The following is a 23,439-nucleotide window of genomic DNA, read 5'->3' as shown; positions in this document are numbered from 1 at the left end:
AGTCACTCTAGAGTGCCCAGCTTCACCTGCTGGCAACTAAAGTCAAGGGTTGCGCTCGTTGCGGGACTTAACCCAACATCTCACGACACGAGCTGACGACAACCATGCACCACCTGTCTCCTCTGTCCCGAAGGAAAGGACTATCTCTAGTCCGGTCAGAGGGATGTCAAGACCTGGTAAGGTTCTTCGCGTTGCTTCGAATTAAACCACATACTCCACTGCTTGTGCGGGTCCCCGTCAATTCCTTTGAGTTTCAGTCTTGCGACCGTACTCCCCAGGCGGAGTGCTTACTGTGTTAACTTCGGCACCAAGGGTATCGAAACCCCTAACACCTAGCACTCATCGTTTACGGCGTGGACTACCAGGGTATCTAATCCTGTTTGCTCCCCACGCTTTCGCGCCTCAGCGTCAGTTACAGCCCAGAAAGTCGCCTTCGCCACTGGTGTTCCTCCACATCTCTACGCATTTCACCGCTACACGTGGAATTCCACTTTCCTCTTCTGCACTCAAGCTGCCCAGTTTCCAGTGCGACCACAGGTTGAGCCCATGGTTTAAACACCAGACTTAAACAGCCGCCTGCGCGCGCTTTACGCCCAATAATTCCGGACAACGCTTGCCCCCTACGTATTACCGCGGCTGCTGGCACGTAGTTAGCCGGGGCTTTCTTCTCAGGTACCGTCACTCTCTTAGCAGTTACTCTTAAGAGACGTTCTTCCCTGGCAACAGAGCTTTACGATCCGAAAACCTTCATCACTCACGCGGCGTTGCTCCGTCAGGCTTTCGCCCATTGCGGAAGATTCCCTACTGCTGCCTCCCGTAGGAGTCTGGGCCGTGTCTCAGTCCCAGTGTGGCCGTTCACCCTCTCAGGTCGGCTACGCATCGTCGCCTTGGTGAGCCGTTACCCCACCAACTAGCTAATGCGCCGCAGGCCCATCCCCTGGTGACAGATTGCTCCGCCTTTCCGCCTTCCGGTATGCACCAGAAGGTCTTATCCGGTATTAGCTACCGTTTCCGGTAGTTATCCCAGTCCAAGGGGCAGGTTGCCTACGTGTTACTCACCCGTCCGCCGCTAAGTTAATCAGGAGCAAGCTCCATCATAACTCCGCTCGACTTGCATGTATTAGGCACGCCGCCAGCGTTCGTCCTGAGCCAGGATCAAACTCTCCAAAAAGGTAGAGCCGATAGCTCAATCAAACAAACTGACGAGAATTTCTTCTCATTTAATACTCACTCGTTGTTCAGTTTTCAAAGATCAAACTTCTTTGCCGCCGTTCAACTTTTCGTTAGCAGCAACTTTTATAATATATCATGTACTCTTCAGAAACGCAAGCTTTTTTTAAAAAGTTTTTTTCAAGTTATCTTTAAACGCTTGTGCCTCCCAAGAGCGACTCACCTATAATACCTCTTCTCATTGAATATGGCAACCCCGAAATCACAAAAAAAAACAATCCACTTATTGGTTAAGCGGATTGTTTGTGCTTAGTAATACTTCACGGCCGTATATTTACTTGCGCTTTTAATCAGGGGAGCCGTCTTGCCGCTCTTGCCCAAGCCCGCATCAACTGTTGTATCGATAGTGACCCACTTGCCTCCGATGAGGACTTCGTTCCAGGCATGGTACTCAGCTACATAGCTGCTATTGCCCATGACCAGCTTGGCCGGTACATCCACACTCCGAAGCATGGCGGCGAAAAGGGAGGCGTAGTCATAGCAAATTCCTTTTTTGGAGGCAAGCGTATTGTCGATACTCGGCACATAATCATTGGCTACATTAGCGGCCAAAGCGTAATCATATTTAATATTGGAGACGATATAGTTGTAGATGGCGGTTACCTTTTCTTTGTCCGTGGCAGCGTTCTGAGTCAATTGTTTCGCTTTTTGTACCGCTTTGTCCGAGGGACTCCAATTCACATTCTGCACGGAGCTCAAATATACAGCGTTGGGGTCGCTTAGCGAGAGGTCGACCGAGTCGGAATACACCACTTTATATTTATTGCCGCTGGTGTTCTCAAGGATGGAGATGCGATAGGTACCGTTGCCTTGTTGAAGAGGGAAAGATTCATTAGGCTCCGATGCGAACAGGTTGTAGGTATAGCTGCTGCCGTTCTTGGTGATCATCAGTTTGGTGCGCTTGTTCTGCGGAACGTTATATTGAATGCCGACAACACCTTGGCTTAACTCCGAAGCATCCAGCCATTCGGACCCGCTGCTCGCAGCGGCTGCCGGAGTCGCTTCGGCGGAGGCGGCGACGATTAATAAAGCGAGGATCACCGCATACAACTTCTTCATGGATAAAACTCCTTTCGGTAGCTGGCTGCCATCCTGGCGGGAAGGCCCTGTAGCTTTGCGTCCCTGCCTTTCGGCAGGTTTGCCTTTGTCACACAAGCTTTATCTTTATTATTTTTGGAATAAATACCATAATTTATATTAAAACTCAAACAAAAAAGCCTCTTCATTCGGCAGCTGGCTGCCATCCTGACGGGAAGGCCCTGTAGCTTTGCGTCCCTACCTTTCGGGAGGTTTGCCATTTATCGTGTTTAGCTTTTCTACATATATTTTACCATATCAATATCAAATAACAATAGAATAATAGGAAGATATACCTGCTCCATCCGCCTCTTTTAACATTTTTCCGCTACAGTCACGGAAGTTTTGCGTGGACAATAAGCCGATGGGTCGGGTTGATCAGCGGATCGCAGGTAATCAGCGTCAAGATCCGGTCTTTTTTATTGCCCTCCAGCACGGAAATGTCTGTCGGATCAACGATCTGAATATCATAAACGATATAATTATAGACTTTCCCTCTGGTCTTAACGGTGATCGTATCTCCGATCTTCACTTCGTTCAGACGGTTAAACAGTCTGCCTTTGGTATGAGCGCGGTGAGCAGCAATGGCCGCATTGCCTACTTCTCCGAGCGGAGCGGTCTCGGTCAGATGCACGGCTGAATGCCTCATATTCGCTTTGGTGGCTCCTTCAAGCACGGGAAGCTTGGCATCAATCGTATCGATCTCAATCAGTCCGATCGCTTGCTCGCCGGCGTCCGAAGCCCCATTATTATCCGCAGATTCAGATTCTTCGCCCAATACCGATTCATCCGCAAGCAGCTGCGTCACTTTGGCGTATTTGAGCCGCAAGTCGGGATCGACAGAGGTCTGAGCCGTATTCGTTCCTTGTTCAAAGTTCCGTTCCGCTTCCTCCAGCAGCTTCTGCTGCTGCCAGTCTTCGAACCATTCGCTGGCCTTCGGATACAGGAGCAGCAGAACGCCCGCAATAATAATGATATAGGACAGCTTGCGCAAGTTATCTCACCTCTAACGTTGGTCCGCATCCCCTCCGGAGACCGCCTCGCCCGAAACGGACAGGGGCTGCTTCGGGTTCACGAACACCCATTTTCTGCTGCCGACAAAATTGATGATGACCGTAACAAAGGTAACCAGTACCTTCGATACCAGCTCCTTCAGTCCCAGCCGGTCGATTAGCAAGCTCATCAGCAGCAAAGATATACCCAGCACAACCAAATTCAAAACAATAAACCTCATCAGCTGCTTATAATCGAACCCGTCCTCTTTGGACCGCTTCCGGTCCTTGAACGTTATATTGCTGTTTAAAATAAAGCTGTTGGCCGTTCCCGCCCCATAAGAGATGATCTGGCCCACGACATAGTACAGTCCGAGCGAATTCAGCAGCGCGAACACGGCCATATCGACGAGCGTATTCAGCAGACCGACAATATTAAATTTAACGAACTGGATGATTTCGCCGCGCATATTTTTGTTATTCATGAGGCACGCCCTTCCGCGTAAGTCCAGCTTCCTCGCGAAGGAGCTCAGCTTCCTCTTCTTTCAGGCTGGTATAGCCCACGGTCCGGCGGACAATATACAGCGGCCGATCCTTCGATTCGTCGTAAATCCGGCCGATGTATTCCCCGATTACCCCGAGAATCATAAGTACAATCCCGTTAAACAGCAGATTCACCCCTACAATGGAGGCCCAGCCGGGCACGGTGCGGGAGGTGAACCATTTTTGCATCAAGACGAAGAACAGAAAGATAAAACTGGAAAAAGAGAGCGAAAATCCGAGATAAGATGCGATTTTGAGCGGTTTGTGCGAAAAGGACGTGATGCCGTCGAGCGCAAACCGGATCATTTTTTTGAGAGGATACTTCGTTTCCCCGGCAAAACGCTCTTCGCGAACGTACTCCACCATCGTCTGACGGAAGCCGACCCAGCTGACAAGACCTCTGACATAGCGGTTCTTCTCCTTCAGCTCGCGCAGCACATCGCACACCTTGCGGTCAATCAGGCGGAAGTCGCCCGTATCGGTCGGGATATCCACGCTGGTCATGCTACTGAGCAGGCGGTAAAAGAGCTTGGCGGTCATTTTTTTGAAAAAGGTCTCGCCGTGGCGCTTCAGCCGTTTGGCATACACCACCTCATACCCCTGCTTCCATTTGGCAATTAGCTCCAGGATGACCTCCGGCGGGTCCTGAAGATCCGCGTCGATCACGACGACTGCTTCGCCCCGGGCATAGTCCATACCGGCGGTAATCGCGATCTGATGGCCGAAATTCCGCGAAAAATCAATAAGCTTCACATGCTCGTCCCGGACTGCAATCTCCCGGATCATCTCGGCTGAGCGGTCCCGGCTTCCGTCGTTCACGAAAATCAGTTCGTACGCATCTCCGGAACGGTCCATGACTTCTTTCAGGCGCTCATACGTATGGGAGATGACTTCTTCCTCATTATACATCGGGACGATCACGCTGTATCTGGCTTTCATTTCTTTTCCTCCTAAGTTGTGGACAGGTCTGACTCTAGAAGACCCAAGTCGGGAACCAGCGCAGGACGCCCGTCACATAATCTCCGCTAACCTGCAGCCCCGACAGGACGGGATAGAACATCACGAAGAGCAGCGCCGCTCCCGCGACAAACACATAACGAATAACTCTGGACCGCGATTCCGGGAAGTATCCGTCCGACAGCTTCAGCACATAGACCAGCGCCAGAATCAGGAACGGCACCATGGCGAAATAATGGTAAAGGAACGTCTCGCGCGGAACGAGCATCCAGGGAACATACTGGGAAAAATAACCGATCCAAATGACGTACTGCTGCTTCTCCCGGCGCTTCAGCGTTAGCCAGAGCACAGCGAGAATGGCAAACACACCGGTCCACCAGATCAGCGGATTGCCCATTGTCACAATGCTGCTCACCTGTCCTGCCGGCAGGCCTTCCCCGCCGCTGAAAAACCATACCGGCCGCTTCATGAAGGGCCACTGCCACCACTGGGAAGAGAACGGATGGGTAGCCACAAGCTGGCTGTGGTAATCATACATGTCCTTTTGCGCTTGAATGAGTCCTTTGAACGTATAGCCTTCCGGTGTGACGGACAGAACGGGAATAAACGACAGACTGTAAATCACGGCCGGTATCACGACAAAAAAGACAAGGCAGCATGCCAGCGTGATGATCGTTCTGCTCCAGAACGTTCGTTCAGCCTCCCGGCAGGCGGAGGACATTTCCGCGTCTCCGCCCTTTCCGGCGGCAAGCAGGCGCCGGGCGGCCCGGTACTGCCGGAACCGGTCAAATAGCGATATGCCAAGCATTATCGCCAGACCCGCCCCTCCATAAAGGACAATCCATTTGGAGGCGACGCCGATGCCGAAGAACAGTCCGGACCAAAAGAGCGGCCACAGCGTCTTGCGCAGCGGATCACGGTAGAAATTCATAACGGTATAACGCTGCATGAAATAGAACATCAGCATGATGAAGAAGACGCCGTACACATCAATGGTGGCGATCCGGGTCTGCGTGAAATGCATAAAGTCCAGCGCGAACAGCCCTGCCGCAAGCGCCGCGTAGCGCGTCCGCCCGAACAGCCGCAGCGCCATCATATAAATGACAGGCAGCATGGCGATTCCAAACACCGTACCGACGATCCGCCAGCCGAACGGATTGACGCCAAACAGAGTCATGCCGACGGAAATCAGCAGCTTGCCGAGCGGCGGATGCGTGTTCTCATAAGGAACGATGCCATGGGCATACTCATAAGCGGTTCGGGCATGATAAATCTCATCAAAATAGGTGCTGTTCATAAAGCCCGAGTTCGCCGGAATGAGCTGCCGTTCGTCGAACAGGTTAGCCGGCTCGCCTTTTTTGGGAGTTCCTCCCGTATCCGGCGACACATCGGCAACGGCCAGCGGCGACGCGTTGCCTTGCTCATAAAAGGCCATCTCATGCAGGTAGAAGCCCGGGCTATTCACATAGACCCGGACATAACGCGCGGTGGCGTTAAGCTCCTGGCTTTTCCAGATAAAGACGTTGCCGACGTCCTCCTTAATCTTGACGGGTCCGGACCAGGTACCAGGCGTGTCGCCAAACTCCAGCGTAAATTCGCCCGTGCCCACGCCGCCGAATATTCTTACCTTATCCAGCTGCTTCGCGGCTCCCAAATCCACATAGAAGCTTTCACCGGCGGCTGAAGGCGCCCAGACCGTCTGCGGCGAAGAGGACGAGCCGAGATTGACCAGAGACAGCGCGCCATAGAGCAAGGTAATGCCCCCCATCCACAGCCAGTCCTTTCGCACCAGCCTCGGGAATACGCCTCCCGGGCGGCCATGACTTGAAGGACGGAGCTCTCCGGCGAGCGCCAGGTCGGCTTCACGAAGCTGCCGGTCCGTATACGGAAGAGCAAACGGGAGGATTTTTCCCCTAAAGTAAATATCCCACCCGATGTACAGCATGAAGAGCAGCAGCCCGATGTTGGCGATTGATGTGACCAGAACAATGCCGTCCGAGCCCGGATTCTGCCCGGCATTCAGATGCAGCAGCACATAGGCCACATTGACGTACTGGGTCAAGCTCAGACCGAAGAACAGCATCAGCAGCCTCCGGTCCTTGGTCTCCATAAAAACGAATAAACTTAGGATAAGCGCCGGGAACATGTACCGTTCATGCATTTTGGTCCCGACGACAAACATGACCACAATCAGAACCAGACCGATAAAGAAGGACTTGGACAGATCCTTCTTATCTTTGCGGAACGAGTAGACCCCGGCCAAAAGCACGGCGGCGATAATTGCGATATTGCCCCAGGCGCGGAAAGGGATTCCAAGCCATAACCGGTCGATTGGCGCCCAGCTCGGAGCGATAAGCATATAGAGATTAAAAGCGTTGACGGTCGAGTAAGGGTAGGAAGACAGCGTGCTTTTGTAAAGATCAATCAGTCCGCCGAGCCCCCCGTTGTCCCAAAAGAACGGCAAGGTGATCAGGGCAAATGCGGCCAGCCCGTACACTGCACCCTTTAGCAGCTCCTTCCAGGCGCGGTAGTGCAGGAACGCAAACAGCAGCACCGGCGTAAAAATAAGCGCCTGCGGCTTCACCGCCGTGGCGACCGCGAACCAGAGCGCGGAAACGGCCAGCCGTTTATCCGAGACGGCGTTAATGCTGAGCAGCAGGAACAGTACGAAAAAGGCATCCGCCTGCCCCCACACCGCCGAATCCGTAAGTACGGCCGGGTTAAACAAATACAGCGCCGCAAGACCGAGCGCAATCCCGCTCGTAAGCTTCTTGCTTCCGATCCGGTAAATGAACCATCCGGCCGCAATATCCGATAGAATCGCCGGCAGCTTGAACAGCAGCATCTCTCCGGGAGAATCCGGGCTCAGGCCGAGTCCGCCCTGTATGACATGCAGAAGATACAATATATAAAGATACCCTGGAGGATAATCCGCAAACAGGCCTTTCTGGTAAAAGCGTCCCGGGCCTACCTCGGCGAGCCGCTGCCCCCAGAACATAAAGGTCTTCATGTCGTTCATATAGCCCTGCGAAGTCCAGCCGAGCCACAGGCGCAGCAGGAAAGCCGCGGCAAGAACCAAACCCAGCCATAGGCCAAAGTTGCAATTCTCTCTTCGGAGCAGGCGGCGGCTGCGAAGCGCAGTCCGGTACACCCACGCGAACAGGCAGGCGAACAGCGCGGAGAAGAGCAAAATATCCTTGGATGAAATTTTAACCGGCTTTCCCGCCGTACCCGCCGAAGACGAACCGGGATCAAGCGAGAGTACCGAAGCCCCGGCCGGGGCGGAGCTCAGCTCTTCCACGGACAAATCATCGAAGTACGCTTTGCCGGTGGCCAAATTGCCGTACCCGCCGAGGGCGGCGCCGATGCCCATTTCTTTTTGATCCGGGCCCGTCTTGCCCACGAACGTGAGTTGCTGCCAGCCTCCGCCGGTATCCTTGGTGCTTGGATATCCCCCGCCTACGCCGACGACGAAGATATTGGCTCCGATTCCCTCCGCTCCCGCGTTCACCATTTTCACCCAACCGGATATCCGGTAATGGGTGTCCGGCTTGACGGCAACGGTCTGAATCCATTTGGCATGATTCGGCTGCATATTCTCTACAGCGGCTGCGAAGCTGCCGGAATGGACATCTGCAGATTCCACGGAAAGCAGGCTTGCCTGGTCGCCCTGAACCCACACGTCCTTATTCCAGGAAGCGGGCGCATTCGAAGCCGACTCCTCAAAGCCGGAATTTTGCAAAAGATTCCCTTCCGCAAACATTGTTCCCGCAGGCAAGGCAAGCATACACAGCAGAAGCATAAACATCAATTTTGCGGCATTTGGCCACTTCTTCATCCTTGTAACCACCTTCGTATAATCGTCCGAATCTATGTATGTGAGTGTGCTTTATTTTTCCCTCATTTCAATATAATCGAATTGCCATGTGAATTAAAGTCCGGTCTGACTTCCGAAAATACGGTGAATTACGCGCTATATATAAGAAGAAAAGGCTTCGCCGTCCTCTGAAAGAGGAAGGCATCCGTTTCTCGTAAAAATATCAGGTTAAGGATAAGCGCGAAGCTTATACTTTCTGATATTTCAAGAAGAAGCGCCTGACGGCGTCTTTCAAGACGCAAGTACGTTTCTCGTAGAAATAAGAAATGGCCCCTTCCGTTTAGGAAGGAGCCGCATAGGAACCGCCCGGTTTAGCCCTGGCTGCCGATCAGCAAGTAACGAAGGACCACCAGAATGGCCAGCAGCCACATCATCCAGTGGATATCGTATTTCTTTTTGCCTGCAAGGTTAGCTACAAACGCCAGGATCACGTAAGTAACGATACCGAAAGAAATGCCGTTCGCGATGTTGTAGGTAAAAGGCATAATCGCGAGGGTCAGGAACGACGGAATGGCGATAACCATATCGTTAAAATCAATCCGGCGGATGGACTGCGCCATCAGCACGCCGACAATGATCAGGGCCGCCGCCGTGGCGGAGCCGGGAATCAAAGCGGCTACCGGCGCCAGGAACAGGGCAAGCAGGAAGCACACGCCTGTCGTGACGGCGGTAAGTCCCGTACGTCCGCCTTCGGCCACGCCCGCCGCGCTCTCGATGTAAGCCGTTGTGGTCGATGTGCCCAGCATGGCGCCGCCGGCGACCGCAGCCGCGTCTACGAGCATCGCTTTGCCGACGCGTTTTTTACCCGTCTCAGGGTTGTCCATAATTCCCGCGCGCTGCGCCGTTCCGACGAGCGTGCCGAAGGTGTCGAACAGTTCGACGAAGGTGAAGGTGGCAATCGCCGAAATAATGCCGGTATGCAGAATGCCGTTCCAGTCAAACGCCAGGAAGTTCAGCTGCGTGAAATCCGGAACCCATGGCGTAGACGGATTGGACAGGGTGGCAAAATCGACTGCGCCCATCAGCATGCCGATTACTGTAGTGCCGAGAATACCAAACAGAATCGCGCCTTTGACCTCCAGCACCATCAGAATGCCGATCAGTACAAGACCGATGAGGGCCAGCTGAACATTGGTGTTATTAAGGCTTCCAAGATGAAAGACCGTTTCGAAGTACAGCACATCGGTAAACGTATTGGCCGGAATCGCATTGCCCGCCTCTACGCCGATCGTCATAATTCCGCTGTTCTTCAGGCCGATAATCGTGATGAAGAGTCCGATGCCAACCGTGATCGCATGCTTGAGACTGTCCGGAATCGCATCAAGCAGAATCTGGCGTACCCGGGTGATGGTCAGCAGAATGAAGATCAGACCAGAGATGAAGACAGCCGTCAAGCCCATTTGCCAGGTAAACGGATGGGCCGACGTCGCCGAGGACAGGACAACCGATGCGAAATACGCGTTAAGACCCATGCCGGGCGCAAGCGCAACCGGGAAGTTAATGAACAGCCCCATGGCGATGGTGAAAATGCCAGCGGCCAGCGCGGTCGCCAAAAATACCGAATACCAGCCCATATCGATACGACCGAAGGCGGTCAATGTGCCGGGATTCACCGACAAAATATACGCCATTGCCATAAAAGTGGTCAGACCGGCCATAATTTCAGTGCGTACCGAAGTGCCGTTCTCTTTGAGTTTGAAAAAGCGTTCCAAAATGTTCTCCCCCTGTTGTAATTGTTTGAAGCAGCAGCAAAAAAGCCGGCACCCTCGCGGACGCCGGCTTGAAAAAGAGCTTCCCGTAGCCGCCGCGGAACGGGCCGCAGCTTCAAACCGGGACAGCTTTCTTATTTTCGTAGCCAGGCCATTACGGTGACCTCGTAGAAACTCCCGGGCCAATTCCCGGGATTATACGAATATCCTGTTGCTAATGCTTTCTCATTTTAGGCGTATGTGACATGGCTTGTCAATGCTAAAAACGAACAATCCCCGTCATGTTCTTGTCATTGTTCGTTATTATGACAAGTTTTGCCGCAGTCCTAATTTACGAGAACGAATTGCATTGGTTGACGCGATCCGGCGCGTGCTATAACACTAATCATTCAATCCCTTTCCGCCCAGAATTTTCTGCATATATTTTTCAACCCTTGACACTCGCGTTTTGGATTGTTTGGGTTCAGAGAAATAAAGAATGTATGCTCTTTGCCGTCCCGGCGTCAATGCTTCAAAAGCCGTTTTCAAGTCAGGGATTTCATCGAGTTTATTTTGAAATTCTTCAGGAATGTTGAATTCGGTATGCTTTTTAAAATTCACTTCCAGACCGGCCTTCTCGACTTCAATGGCTTCATAAATATAGGCTTTCAAGATGGTTTCCATCTCGGCTATTTCTCGAAAATTGGTGAACCGAATCTGACGCGCCGCCTGCACATTCTCCGTTTGTTGAATTAGAATCCCATGGGTATCCTTTAACAAGGCGCCTTTGTGAAACAGTAGTGCACAATACTCTTTAAATCCATGTATTAGAACGATGTTTTTTTTCTCAAACGTGTAGCAGGGATGCATCCACTTAAAATCTTCGGTCAGCTCACAGTCAAGAATGATCATTCGCAATTTCTCAAATTCTTCCTGCCACTTTTTAGCTTTACTTAAAAATTCATCAACCTTAGGATTCATTCTGCTATTGGTCATCAAAGAACACTCCTTTTCATCATTCCATCTCAGTATGTCATAAAAAAATTACCCTCTTCTATTGCTCAAAATAACGCAATAAAAGAGAGTAATTTTTGCAGCAGGCCTATTCCCACTCAATGGTAGCCGGCGGCTTGGAGGTAATGTCGTAGACGACGCGGTTGACGTTCTCGACTTCGTTGACAATCCGCACGGAGATCTTCTCTAGCACATCCCACGGAATGCGGGCCCAGTCGGCGGTCATGCCGTCGATGGACGTTACGGCGCGGATGCCTACCGTATAGGAGTAGGTCCGGGCGTCGCCCATGACTCCTACGCTCTTCATGTTCGGCAGCGCGGTGAAGTACTGCCAGATTTCGCTCTCAAGACCCGCCTTGGCGATTTCCTCGCGCAGGATGTAGTCCGAATCACGGACAATCGTCAGCTTGTCCTCCGTAACCTCGCCCAGCACGCGGATAGCGAGGCCCGGTCCCGGGAACGGCTGGCGCCATACGATGGCATGCGGCAGGCCAAGCTCCTCGCCAACCTTCCGCACCTCGTCCTTGAACAGCGTGTTCAGCGGCTCGATCAGGCTGAACTTCATGTCCTCCGGCAGTCCGCCGACATTATGATGCGACTTGATCGTCTGCGCCGTGGCGGTTCCGCTCTCCACGATGTCCGTGTACAGCGTACCCTGGGCAAGGAAATCAAAATCGCCGAGCTTGGCCGATTCCTCGTCGAAGCAGTAGATAAATTCGTTGCCGATAATCTTGCGCTTCTGTTCGGGATCGTCTACGCCGGTTAACTTGCCGAGGAAACGATCACGGGCGTCAATCTTGACAACGTGAATATCGAATTTGCCGACGAACGTCTCCATTACGCTCTCGGCTTCGCCTTTACGGAGCAGACCGTGGTCGATGAACATACAGGTCAGTTGGTCGCCGATGGCGCGGTGAATCAGCATCGCGACAACGGAAGAATCGACGCCGCCGCTCAGGGCGCACAGCACCTTCTTGTCGCCAACCTTCGCGCGGATATCTTGAATGGCATCCTCGATAAAGGATTCCATCGTCCAGTTGCCATCGCAGCCGCAAACTTCATACAGGAAATTCTTAATCATCTCGTTGCCGTTCACGGAGTGGCGCACTTCCGGGTGGAACTGTACCGCATACAGCTTCCGTCCTTCGTGGCTCATTGCCGCGATCGGCGCGCTTTCGGTACCGGCATCCAGCTTGAAGCCTTCCGGAAGCAGGGACACGTGGTCGCCGTGACTCATCCATACGGTCTGGCTTCCTTCAAGACCTTTGACCAGCGTCGCTCCGGCTTCGAAAGTCAGATCCGCCTTGCCGTATTCCCGCTTGGATGCTCGCTCGACCTTGCCGCTTAGCTGATGAGCCATCAGCTGCATGCCGTAGCAGATCCCAAAAATCGGCAGTCCGAGATCATAAATGGCCGGGTCCACATGCGGAGCGTCCTCGGCGTAAACGCTCATCGGGCCGCCGGAGAATACGATACCTTTGGGCGAGAGTTCCTTGATCCGGTCGACTGGCGTATTATATGGCAGAAGTTCGCTGTATACGCCCAAATCCCGAATTCTGCGCGCGATCAATTGGTTGTACTGTCCTCCGAAATCGAGAACAACAATAATTTCATTTGGCTTGTTCATTACTTGCCTCCCTTGATTGTTGGATTCATTATACGAGAACGGAATTCGCACCGTCAAGGAAAGGCGGACAGGCTGCGAAGTAATCGCTTACGGATTCTTCTGACGATAAGAGTTCACAGAAGGAGAATGTCTTTCTCAATCGAAAAATACAGCTTCGGCTGACTTGTATATTGAAGTCAATGATTGAAGTCAATGATTGAAGTCAACCATTTCGTGAGCGCTTCTCCCCCGGGGTATATGAATTCGAGATGGACTCGAAGTCAGGTTAGTTGTGATTTATAGTTCTGCCTCTTACAAAACCTACTATAGTGCATGTTTTTCCAGCGAATGCGTATGCCAGCAGGGAAATTCCTACAATTATGCAGGAATTTCGAGGCTGTACCGGCTGCATATGAGGCTGAACGGGTAAAAAACTGTACTTTAGCACGAATATTATTCAGTGGCGACTTCCAGACGCCAAAAGATGTACAATCGCAGGTTATCTGCAAAAAGCAAGAGGTGGGCTTCCAGGCACCCGCCTCTTAGCTCAAATAGAAAGCGATCCGCAGACAATCGCGCATGAATGCTCTTGCGCTCCAGTGAGCCGGCGTCCCCGGTCCTCCGCCAGCCTTCGAAGACTGGCGAAGGGCCGGGAATACCGCCGGAATGACGGAGCCGCCGGCTAAGCGGCGGATGCGCTGCGGGAGGCTGCGCTCAGGGCCGGAGCCCGGTAAGCAGTCGCCAGCCGGGGCGGAGTCCGGCCCGGAACCGCCGGGCTGATGCCGCCCATACGGAGCGGCCCTGCGCAGATCAGGGCCTCCCGCACCACCGTACGCCAGCGCTTCCCACTGGCGGACGAACCGCCGGACGGCTGCGCGCAGTCCGGCATCTTCTATGGGCAGGGACGCGGCATACTCCCTGCCCGTCGCCCCCGGCGGGGGCGGGCCGTAGCGCGCGGCCAGCACCCGCCAAGACAGGGAGGCGGCCAGCAGCAGCCGCTCCCTGCCCGCGCTGCTGTGCCCGAGACGCAGCAGCGCCAGGCTCCACCGCCAGCGCCACGCGGCGGCGGCAAGCAGCGCCGCCGCAGCCGCGGGCGGCGCAGGCGGGCCGCCCCCGGGCAGCGCGGGGGCGGGCAGCGTTCCCGCGCCGGCTGCGGCGGGCGCGGGGGGCTCCGGCGGCGCGGGCGCAGCCGCCGCGGCGACGGGCGGCAGCGCGGCGCCCGCTGCCGAGGCCGGCGTCGGGTCGAAGGGGACCCAGCCCGCGCCGGGGAAATACACCTCGACCCAGGCGTGGGCGTCGCCCTCGGTTACGGCATATCGCGCCGGGCCGCCTCCCGCGAGCCTCCGGCCCGGCGCGTAGCCCTGGACGAAGCGGGCCGGAATGCCTTCGCTTCGCAGCAGGACGGTCATGGCGGAGGCGAAGTGGACGCAGTAGCCCTTCTTCTCCGCAAACAGAAAATCGTCGACAAAGTCGGAGCCCGTCGGGGGCACGCGCGTGTCCAGCGTATACGGATACGCGTTCTGCAAATAGTCGCGGACGGCCAATGCCGCGTCATACCGGCTGCCGGCCGAAGCCGTCAGGCTGGCGGCCAGCTTCTTAACCCGCTGTGGAAGGGTTGACGGCAGCTCAAGATCCTTCGCCCGGACGTCCGGAGGGTCGCTCCCCGCCAGCTTCCGAAGAACCTCGGGATCGCTCTCGGGAAGCCGGGATTCGACCATATATTCCGTCACTTTGGAGGAGCCCGCCAGATCGGGGAGGGCAAAGCTGTCCCTTTCCCCTCCCGTCAACATATAGCCGAGCCGGCTGCCGTCAAGCTGCCGGACGTCCGAGACGGACAGCACCCGGCCCGCTCCGAATACGGGAATGCCGCCCGCGGACGGTGCCGCGAAGCGGAACCGCTGGCGCAGCATCGGCCGGTCAGAGCCTGCGGCTTCCTTGGCGGAAAGTGCGGTCAGGCTGAGCGGCAAGCTCAGGCTCCCGCTCCGGGACCAGCGGCGCCCGTCGTAGCGGTCCAGGCTCTCTCCGCGCCAATAGGCGGACTGGGGGCTCTCCACCGTGAAGACCGGAGCGCCGCTTCGCGTAAGCGGACCGCCAAGCTCGCCGCCAGTGCCATAACCGGCCGTCCCGGTGATCTCCGCCGCGCGGCTGCGCAGTCCCTCCGCCGCCCAGGCTTGCAGCCGCTGGGCGGCCGACTGGAGCGGCTCAATCCGGCCCGGCTGCCCACCCGTCGCCGCCGTCCCGGCCCAGGCGGCGAGTGTCAGACCCGCCGCCAACACGAAAGCGGCGGCGGCCCAGCGGCGAAACGGAATCCATGCAGCGCCGCCGGCTTTGTCCAAGAGGCGCGGCAGCCCGCTCATCCCCTGCATCCAAGCGATAAGCGCTGCGGAAAGCATGATGTCTGCAGACGTATCTCGCCCGAGCCCCTTGTCGAGGATCAGCAAATAGACCAGCGTCACGGATGTGAAGAGCATCGTGCTCCCCCTGAACAGCGCCAGATGCTGCACGGACGAGACAAGCAGGCTCCAGCCGGTCAGCAGCAGAAGCAGCCGGCTCTCGGCGCTTATTTCATGAATTTGGCCGGACAGCAGAAGCACGGCGTCCTTCCCGATACCCGGGAAATATTCGACCGGCCAGGCCGTACCCGTAAGCCCCGAGCATAAATAGAACCAGGACAGCGCAAAAATGGCGAACCGGACCGGAATGATCCGCCAGGACGGTACACGCAGCATCCCGGCGGCGAGCAGCGCCGCAGCCATCAGCGCCAGTACGTCCAGCAGTCTTTCCGTCTCCGTCCCAAGGTTCATCCGGTACAGCGGATGCAGCCAGTCCGCAAACAACCCGAACAGGGACAGGGAGAACAGCGTGCGATAGGTGAGTGACGTTTCGGCTGAAGCGCAACCGGCTCCGCCTGCCTCATGGGAAGAGACACCGGCGGCCCGAACCCCCGATTCCTTGCGACCCGACTGCCAAAGCGGGGCACTGTACAGCGGTGCCCGGTCAGGTACGCTTTGGGGGCTTCCTCCGTCCAAGCGGTACCACTCCGGTCTATCCATCCCGGACAGCGGAAGGCTGTTAGTAACAGGCAGCTTAACGAGCCGACGGTTTGCGGACTTCTCCATCCGTGCTCCCCTCCCCGCTTGATCCGGCCGGCGGGACAGGCTCCAGGCAGTACAGGCCGGCTCCCTGACGGCCCAGGCTGCCGCAGATCGTCGCGGCGGGTGCGGGTCCTGACGCTTCGCTTCCGCCAAGGCCGGGCAACGGCTCCGGCGATGCGTGACCTCCGCCCTGCCCGGGTTCATACAAGGCGGTGATCTTGTCGCTCAGGACCGGAGCGGAATCGGAAACATGCACCCCCGCTTCGGCAGAAGGGCGCCGCTGCCCGGGGCCGGGAGCCGGATTCCGCTTTTCCGGAGCCTTCCTGTCCCATACATAATACAGATCCACCTTGATCCCCTGAGTGAGCAGCCGGGAGATGGTCAGCGCCGCTTCCCGGTCGGGACTGCCTGTGATCACCGCAACGCGCATGCCGGGAATCCATTGCCGGGAAGCGTCTTCGAGCAGTCTGGACAGCGTGCGGGTTCCGTCCGCCGCGATCTCCGACAGGGTATCGAGCACCCGTCCCGGGATGACGCCCAGTCCATCGTATCTGGCCATCCCTTCCGGCCAGCCCCCGGTGAACAATTGGGTGTAGGCGCCCGCGCGTTCCGCGCTAAGCAGCAGACCCAAGGCCGCCGAAACGGCCCGTTCGAAGGGCGGTTCCCACGGCGCGGAATGTCCCCTTGGAGGAAGCGACTCCCACGGTATTTCATAGGAGCTTGGGCAGTTGTCCAGGACGACGCAGAGCATGCGCCCTTTCTCCCTTTCGGGAACGCGGCTTTGGAGGAAGCCGCGGCGGGCCGTATTTTTCCAATGCACCCGGCTCATCGGATCGCCCGGCTGATAGTTACGGATATCAAATCCTTCATCCGGTCTTTGGCGCCCTCGGCTTGGAACTTGGTCCGGCAGCCACCCGGCTCCTTCCTCAGACTGCCTCTTTCCGAGGTAAAGCGGCGACGGCAGCACTTTGAACGAATGACCGGCCTCGGTGGCGGTTGTCCCGGTGAACCAGCCCGGAAGATCGCCCCAGCTGACGCGGCAGCAGAGCAGCTGCTGACGGCCTCTCGTCAGCCCTTCCAGACGGTACGTGTACTGAAATTCGCGCCGGAATCCGGGGAACAGCAGCAGGCGGTGATCCCCGCAGGTCCAGCGCTCTTCTATCATCAGCCAGGGAATCGGCAGACGGGAGCGAAAGCTGAGGCTGACGGCTACCAGCACGCCGTTCCCCGCCGTCGGCTGCGAAGAAGAAAGCGTATGGGCCAGCTCAATCTTTCTTGGACCAAGCGTCTGCAGCAGCAGCCCGCCGAGCATGACGAGCCCGATGAATATTAGAAGGAACAAGAGGGCGGAGCCGCCAAGCGATCCGTACAGTCCGGCGACAATGCCCGCTGCGGCCAGCGCGCGCGCCCATTGGCCGGGCAGACTTATATTCGGAGAAGTGGGAGGAAGACCGGTCTGGCGAATGGATTTCATGGAGTGCATTCTCCTTCCTTATCAAGGGTTTTCTATTATTCTTCCCATGAAAAGGAGCAGACAGACCTTGCATAATGCGGCATCCCGTTGTCACTGATTCAGGATGCCTTCAACGTCCGTGCTTCCGGTTCGTTTGCCACTCCGAGCAACGGGTGTCCCGTGGCCTCCAGCAAATCCCGCAGCGGCAGCCAGATGGCGCCGCCATCAAGCACAACCCCCGAAGAGATCGCTTCCTGCTCCGGTCCGGCGCCGGTCAGAGTGAGCCTGCCACTGGCCGTGTCTGCCGTTATTTTCCGTCCGTTCAGCTCGGCCTGGCCGCTATGGGTGCCGGCAGACCAGCTTACCCGGCCGCCAAACCGCTCGACCACGGAACGAAGCGGGACGATATACCGCCCGTCCTCAACGCGGTATTCCCCGGGCTGAAGGGAGGCTTGCAGCATGCCGGCTTCCACTACGAGTTTTTTTCCGGAAGCAAACAAGGCTGCGTTGGGGAGGACATTGGCTTCGATCCATGCTTCGGCCGGCTTGATTCTTCCCTTGCCGCTCTTGCCCGGATGCGCCTTGAACTGAACCGGCTCCGCCGCTGCGTCCAGTGTCTTGAAGACATACCCCGCCGCTTTATACCGCTTGATGATATCAGGCAGCGCCTTTGCGCTTTGCTCATGCCCCGCGCCGTCATGCAGCAGCAGAATAACCTTGGAGGCCTTCGTATCCGGTATGGAGTTCTTCGTAATTTCCGAGGCGGGCACTCCCCGCCGCTTCGAATCGCCGCTGTCCACCGTCCAGTCCGTCACCCGGTAGCCCGCTTGCTTCATCAGTTGGAAGTAGGTATCATCAAAATGACCAAACGTTCCGCCTGGAGCGCGCACAAGCTGCGGCCGGGTCCCGGTGATGAGGCGGATGGTTTCCTCCGTTTTTTTAATTTGGCTCCAGAACCGGGTAAAGCCGCTGTATAACTCTTTATAGTTATGATCGTAGGTATGATTTCCGATAGAGCTGCCCTGTTCCCGGATTGCGTTAATCCATTCGGGATGCGTTTCCGCCTCGTTTCCCAGCACGAAAAAAGTTGCTTTTACCCGTTCCCGATTCAATATCTCAAGCACCTTGGGGGTAACGGCGCTGGGTCCGTCGTCAAACGTCAGGTAGACTGTTTTGGGCCGGGCGCCTGTCCTAACCGCCGCCGCAGCGGCCTTTACCGGATGCCCGGAAGCTGCGGAGATGCGGGAAACCGCTGACCACTGTGAATGAGAGGGGAGCGCCAGGCGTACGTCCGGCGACGACCCCGCGCCGCCTCCGATTGGCAAGCCTGAGATGGCCTGTCCCTTCGGCGCCCCGGTCGACGCCGGGGCTTGAGAGGAATCAGACAGCGGGCCTCCCTTGTCTATGGCGCCTCCCCCGCCGTCTGCGTCATGAAGTCCTGCGGATTCTTTTCCAAATGGATTGAGCCCCGCTTCACGGTAAATCAGGGCTGCCGCGAGGACCGCGGCGGCCAGCACGAGCCGGACAGCCGTACGGCGGCTGATTCCGCGCTTTTTCCAAGCCATATTCTCGACCTCCAGCATTCTATTGGCTACCTAAGCCTTGTGCTGGATTATATGAGGACAAGCCGCAAAATAGACATGCTCCTTCAGGGGGCAGACCGGCGTCCGCAGTCCATTGTTTTGGAGAGTGACATCAATTATGGAAATGCTGAAATGGATACAGGAATTATTCGCGCAGTATGGATACAGTGTGCTGTTCTTCGGGCTGCTGCTGGAGTTTATCGCTTTGCCCTTTCCGGGGGAAACAACGATGGCCTTTGCGGGCTATCTCTCTTATACGGGGCGGCTTGACTTCATCCTGCTCATTATCGTCGCCTTCTTTGGAACGACCGTGGGGATGACTATTACCTATTTCATCGGTGTAAAAGCCGGTCTGCCGTTCATCCAGCGATACGGCCGGTGGTTCCTCTTCTCGCCCGCCAAGCTTGAGAAAACGCAGCGCTGGTTCGAGCGGTACGGCAGCATTTTGATTTCGATTGGTTATTTTATCCCCGGGGTACGCCATTTTACCGGTTATTTCTCCGGCATCATCGCTCTTCCTTTCCGCAAGTTTGCCCTGTACGCCTATGGAGGCGCGCTGTTCTGGGTCATTCTGTTTGTCGGAATCGGCCGGGTATTCGGTCCTCAATGGACCGCAGTGTTCCATCTGTTCGAGGCTTACGCCCCGTGGATCGTGCTCGCCGCCGTCCTCGCGGCCGCGCTGATTCTCGCCTACCGCTTCCGCTACCGCCGCAGACCTAAAGTTCTTGGCGCCATGAGGGTTAAAGAGTCCTCGAAGGAACGCTGACTTCCCCGCCCCTTCCGCCTCTGATCCATACGTATGCCCCCAGCGCAATCGCAATTGCGGCAAAGCAGGCGCCCCCCGCGAATCCAAGCGTACGGGGGTCCGTTCCGGCCAGCAGCCAACCGGCCAGCAGCATGGACAAGCCTAGCAGTGTATTGGTCACCGCAGTGAGGAGCCCGAACAATACAGGCTGCCATTTGGCGGGCGTCTCCCGCATCAGCAGCGTGTCGAGCGAAGCGCCGCCGATTCCCGAGGCCAGGGACAGCAGCACATACAATCCGCAGGCAGCCCAAAAGCCTCCGGCCGCGCTGATTCCCATCAGCAGCAGACCTTCCAGCAGCAGCCCTCCCAGCGCCGCCGTCAAGAAGTTCCGCTTGATCCATCCTCCGGCCCAGAAGCTGAGCGTAAGCCCGGCGCCGAGCGCTGCATAAAAAGCCCCCACCCCGATATCCCCGGCATAAAACACCCGGATGGCATACACGCTGATCAGCACATTGTCCAGCCCGTTCACCAGCGGAACAAGCAGCTCATATCCAAGGACCGTCTGCAAAACAAGGCTCCCGGCCACCAGTGAGGCCAGCCCTTTCCGGCGGGATACGTTGCCGGGCTCCGACTCATTACCCCGAACCTCCTCTTCCCTGCCTTCCGGCGCGCTGCTTGGAAACGAAATGCCGGAAATGATCGCCGCCGCAGCCAGAAACGAGCATGCATTCAGCACGAATGCCGTCTCCGGTCCGAGCCAATGGGAGACGAATCCCCCCGTCAGCGCCCCCAGAATCAGCACACACCCGGTCATCAGCTGCTCCATACCGTTAATCCGCATAAGTGCGCTCCGCTCCGCAAGCAGCGGTATCGATGATTTGCGGACCGGCGCGTAAATCGCCTCGCCCGCGGCGAGCACGAAGCTGGCGGCGTAGAGCAGCCACAGCCGGTCTCCACTCGTCACCCACAGGAAAGAGAGCGCGAAAGGAACGCGGGCGATATCGGTCGTCATCATAACGGCCTTGCGCGGCAGCTTTCCGCCCAGATATCCCCCGAGGGGGGCCAGCACAAGGGAAGGAAGCAGCCGGATGCCAAGCGACAGCCCTACGGCCATGCCCGATCCGGTCAGGCTTAGAATCAGCGACAGCATTGCAACCTGGCTGAAGCGATCCCCGATCCCGTTGATCATCCCGGCGGAGAACAGCCTGTAATAGCCGACGCTTACGCCATCACGGCCGGACGTACTTTTTTTCATAATCTCCATCCTCTCAAACCACAAATTAAATAAATATCTAATTAGATAATAATCAAATATACTGCCGATAGCAATCCCTCTTTCCCTTCTTACACAGAAAAAAGACCCCTCCCGGTTTTACAACCTTGGAAGGAGCCCCTCTTGCGTTATTATTCTTTTTCAGTCACAGTTTCGTTCCCGGTCTTCAGAAAATCCGGCTGCGGCGATGTTTTGCGGATGAAGAAGGCCAGTGCAAGTCCGGCCACCGTCACCCATGTTGCAATGACAAAGGCATGCGTAATCCCGTGAATCATCGCTTCCTGCGAGAACTTGGCGAAAGCCAGCTTGTCGGCTTGTGAGATTTGGCCGCTTACTACGGCGTCGGTAATTTCGCTCTTCGTGCGGTTCGTCATTAAGGTGACAAACAGCGCCATTCCGAGCGCCCCCGCTACAGTCCGCAGCGTATTGGCCATCGCGGTTCCGTGCGAGCTGAGGCGCTGCGGCAGCTGGTTCAGACCGGCGGTGGTAATCGGCATCATCAGCATGGACAAGCCGAACATCCGCACCGTGTAAGTCAGAATCAAATGCGTAAACGTGGTCGAATCGGTCAACTGGCTGAACTCCCATGTCGTAATGACTGTAATGACCAGACCGACGATCGTAAGCCACCTGGCCCCGATTTTATCAAAAATCATGCCGGTGATCGGAGACATAATCCCCATCAGAATCGCTCCCGGCAGCAGCATGACGCCGGATTCCAGCGGTGTAAATCCGCGGATCTTCTGCAGGTACAGCGGCAGCAGGATCATGCCGGAATACATGCCCATCGTGACGATAATGTTAATGACGGTGGTGAGCGAATACATGTTGTAGCGGAAAATGCGGAATTCGAGCATCGGCTTATCCGTGACCAGTTCTCTCCATACGAGCAGGGCGAGTCCGATCACACCCACAGTCAGCGAGAGGATAACCGTGATGCTGTTCCAGCCGTCGGTTCCCGCGTCGCTTAAGCCGTACAGCAGTCCGCCAAACCCGAGTGTCGAGAAAATAACTCCCGGCTTATCCAGCTTGGGCGATGTCTTGACCGTCACGTTCTGCATAAACTTCACGCCCAGCAGCGTGGCAAAAATAGCGAGTGGCAGCACAATATAGAACAGCACCCGCCAGGAATAGTTCTGAACAACCCAGCCTGAGAGAGTCGGGCCAACGGCCGGCGCAAAAATCATGGCGACCGCCATCAGTCCCATCGCTTTGCCGCGCTCTTCGATCGGGAAGATCATCAGAAATACGATGTTCATCAGCGGCATCAGAATGCCGGCACCCGCGGCCTGGATGACCCGCCCGACCATAATCACCTCAAAGCCGGGCCCGAGTGCACAGACCAGCGTACCGATTGAAAATAAGGACATAGCCGTAATAAACAGGGTGCGCGTCGTAAACTTCTCGGTAAGATAGGCGCTGACCGGAACAAATACCCCGTTCACCAGCATAAAGCCGGTGGTCAGCCATTGGGCTGTATTGGCCTCGATGCCAAGGCTGTCCATCATCTTCGGCAGAGCGACGTTCATCAGCGTCTGATTCAGCAGCGCGACGAACGCGCCGATCAGGAGCGCCGCGATGATCGGGCCTCTGCGGATATTTTTTGCCGCCACTGCAGCGTTTGCGGTTATCGTGCTCATAATTCTGACTGTTCTCTCCCTTGTTCTAATATTTCAATAATCCGGCCATGAATCCGGAGCAGCTCCTTCACGTCTTCCCGGGGAATGTGAGTCAGCGGAAGCAGATGCTTCCTCAGCTCCACTTCGCTCTTCTCCCAGATTTCCTTGCCTTTCTCTGTCAGCGCGAGCCGGAAAATACGGCGATCATCCTCCGCCCGCTTCCTTGTAATCAATTCCGCCTTAACCATCCGTTCAACCAGTCCGCTCACCGAGCTGTTGCCGAGATACATCCGTTCCGCAAGCTCGGTTACCGACATCTCCGAGCAAAGCGAAAGCTTGCGCAGCACCATCAGCTGGGCGGGAGTAATGCCGAACTGCTCCGCGTCCTTCCACAGCAGCTGCTGAAACGAATGGCTGATGCGCCGGAAGGAGGACACGATTTCGTCAAGCTGTTCCCTGTCATCCATCTATCTTGATCCTCCATCTATTTTAAACCTATATATTTCGTATGCGAAATATTTTACTGCTTACTTAAATTTCCGTCAACCGGGCACTGAAAGTTTCCAAGAAGAAATGCCTGACGGCGTCTTTTAAGACGCAAGTACAAGAAAAAGAGACCCTGTCCCTCCGGACAGAATCTCTTGATTATTTTTCCATAATAAAAGCGGACGGTTCGCTCTCAAAGCA

At 56.1% G+C, this 23,439-nt stretch carries 15 protein-coding genes, 1 rRNA gene and 3 riboswitches (1 of these 19 only partly in view); of the genes, 1 reads left to right on the top strand and 15 read right to left on the bottom strand.

Going from position 1 to position 23,439, the window contains the following annotated elements; translation table 11 throughout:
* The 12 genes from PSAB_RS03045 to PSAB_RS02990 all read right to left on the bottom strand — a co-directional run.
* Window positions 1-1,171 (bottom strand): 16S ribosomal RNA (locus PSAB_RS03045); it reaches 385 nt to the left of the window's first position.
* A 308-nt stretch (window positions 1,172-1,479) separates the two neighbouring features.
* Window positions 1,480-2,289, bottom strand: a complete 810-nt coding sequence (locus PSAB_RS03040; RefSeq protein ID WP_025333124.1) for a transglutaminase-like domain-containing protein — start codon at window positions 2,287-2,289, stop codon at window positions 1,480-1,482.
* Between the two features lie 13 nt (window positions 2,290-2,302).
* Window positions 2,303-2,383, bottom strand: a riboswitch (cyclic di-GMP riboswitch).
* Between the two features lie 72 nt (window positions 2,384-2,455).
* A riboswitch (cyclic di-GMP riboswitch) is annotated at window positions 2,456-2,536 on the bottom strand.
* 105 nt (window positions 2,537-2,641) lie between these two features.
* Entirely contained in the window at window positions 2,642-3,301 is a 660-nt protein-coding gene (locus tag PSAB_RS03035) for a class D sortase (protein ID WP_025333123.1), read from the bottom strand.
* A 12-nt stretch (window positions 3,302-3,313) separates the two neighbouring features.
* Window positions 3,314-3,784, bottom strand: a complete 471-nt coding sequence (locus PSAB_RS03030) for a GtrA family protein (protein WP_025333122.1) — start codon at window positions 3,782-3,784, stop codon at window positions 3,314-3,316.
* Window positions 3,777-4,781: a glycosyltransferase family 2 protein gene (locus PSAB_RS03025; protein ID WP_025333121.1), complete on the bottom strand. Its 1,005-nt coding sequence runs from the start codon at window positions 4,779-4,781 to the stop codon at window positions 3,777-3,779. The genes PSAB_RS03030 and PSAB_RS03025 overlap by 8 nt, the downstream gene beginning before the upstream one ends.
* A gap of 34 nt (window positions 4,782-4,815) precedes the next feature.
* Window positions 4,816-8,637, bottom strand: a complete 3,822-nt coding sequence (locus tag PSAB_RS24905) for a phospholipid carrier-dependent glycosyltransferase (protein ID WP_025333120.1) — start codon at window positions 8,635-8,637, stop codon at window positions 4,816-4,818.
* Between the two features lie 350 nt (window positions 8,638-8,987).
* The gene (locus tag PSAB_RS03015) at window positions 8,988-10,388 is read right to left on the bottom strand and encodes an NCS2 family permease (RefSeq protein WP_025333119.1); all 1,401 of its coding nucleotides are present in this window, start codon (window positions 10,386-10,388) and stop codon (window positions 8,988-8,990) included.
* 120 nt (window positions 10,389-10,508) lie between these two features.
* A riboswitch (purine riboswitch) is annotated at window positions 10,509-10,608 on the bottom strand.
* Window positions 10,609-10,766: 158 nt separating this feature from the next.
* Window positions 10,767-11,360, bottom strand: a complete 594-nt coding sequence (locus tag PSAB_RS03010) for a YdeI/OmpD-associated family protein (protein ID WP_025333118.1) — start codon at window positions 11,358-11,360, stop codon at window positions 10,767-10,769.
* Between the two features lie 106 nt (window positions 11,361-11,466).
* Window positions 11,467-13,005, bottom strand: coding sequence for a glutamine-hydrolyzing GMP synthase (gene guaA / locus PSAB_RS03005; protein ID WP_025333117.1), 1,539 nt, complete (start codon window positions 13,003-13,005; stop codon window positions 11,467-11,469).
* Between the two features lie 521 nt (window positions 13,006-13,526).
* On the bottom strand, window positions 13,527-16,103 hold the full coding sequence (locus tag PSAB_RS03000) for a DUF4129 domain-containing transglutaminase family protein (protein WP_025333116.1): 2,577 nt from the start codon (window positions 16,101-16,103) through the stop codon (window positions 13,527-13,529).
* Window positions 16,072-17,553 carry a DUF58 domain-containing protein gene (locus PSAB_RS02995; RefSeq protein ID WP_025333115.1) on the bottom strand — a complete coding sequence of 494 codons (1,482 nt, stop codon included), beginning with the start codon at window positions 17,551-17,553 and terminating at the stop codon, window positions 16,072-16,074. The genes PSAB_RS03000 and PSAB_RS02995 overlap by 32 nt, the downstream gene beginning before the upstream one ends.
* Before the next feature lie 98 nt (window positions 17,554-17,651).
* A complete protein-coding gene (locus PSAB_RS02990; protein WP_084266617.1) occupies window positions 17,652-19,097 on the bottom strand; it encodes a polysaccharide deacetylase family protein in 1,446 nt (481 codons plus the stop codon).
* Window positions 19,098-19,233: 136 nt separating this feature from the next.
* On the opposite strand from PSAB_RS02990, the gene PSAB_RS02985 reads away from it, so the two are divergent.
* Window positions 19,234-19,881, top strand: coding sequence for a DedA family protein (locus PSAB_RS02985; protein ID WP_025333113.1), 648 nt, complete (start codon window positions 19,234-19,236; stop codon window positions 19,879-19,881).
* On the opposite strand, the gene PSAB_RS02980 is transcribed toward PSAB_RS02985, so the two are convergent.
* From PSAB_RS02980 to PSAB_RS02970, 3 genes are all read right to left on the bottom strand, one after another.
* Window positions 19,856-21,115, bottom strand: coding sequence for an MFS transporter (locus tag PSAB_RS02980; protein ID WP_025333112.1), 1,260 nt, complete (start codon window positions 21,113-21,115; stop codon window positions 19,856-19,858). The two genes, PSAB_RS02985 and PSAB_RS02980, sit on opposite strands and share 26 nt — an antisense overlap.
* Window positions 21,116-21,264: 149 nt before the next feature.
* A complete protein-coding gene (locus tag PSAB_RS02975; RefSeq protein WP_025333111.1) occupies window positions 21,265-22,773 on the bottom strand; it encodes a DHA2 family efflux MFS transporter permease subunit in 1,509 nt (502 codons plus the stop codon).
* Window positions 22,770-23,219: a MarR family winged helix-turn-helix transcriptional regulator gene (locus PSAB_RS02970; protein WP_025333110.1), complete on the bottom strand. Its 450-nt coding sequence runs from the start codon at window positions 23,217-23,219 to the stop codon at window positions 22,770-22,772. Before PSAB_RS02970 ends, PSAB_RS02975 begins: the two co-directional genes overlap by 4 nt.
* Window positions 23,220-23,439: the final 220 nt, after the last annotated feature.

This window comes from Paenibacillus sabinae T27 (assembly GCF_000612505.1).
Taxonomy (GTDB): Bacteria; Bacillota; Bacilli; order Paenibacillales; family Paenibacillaceae; genus Paenibacillus_AQ; species Paenibacillus_AQ sabinae.
Note: the sequence above shows the minus strand (reverse complement) of the source record. Positions and strands in the feature narration are given on the sequence as shown.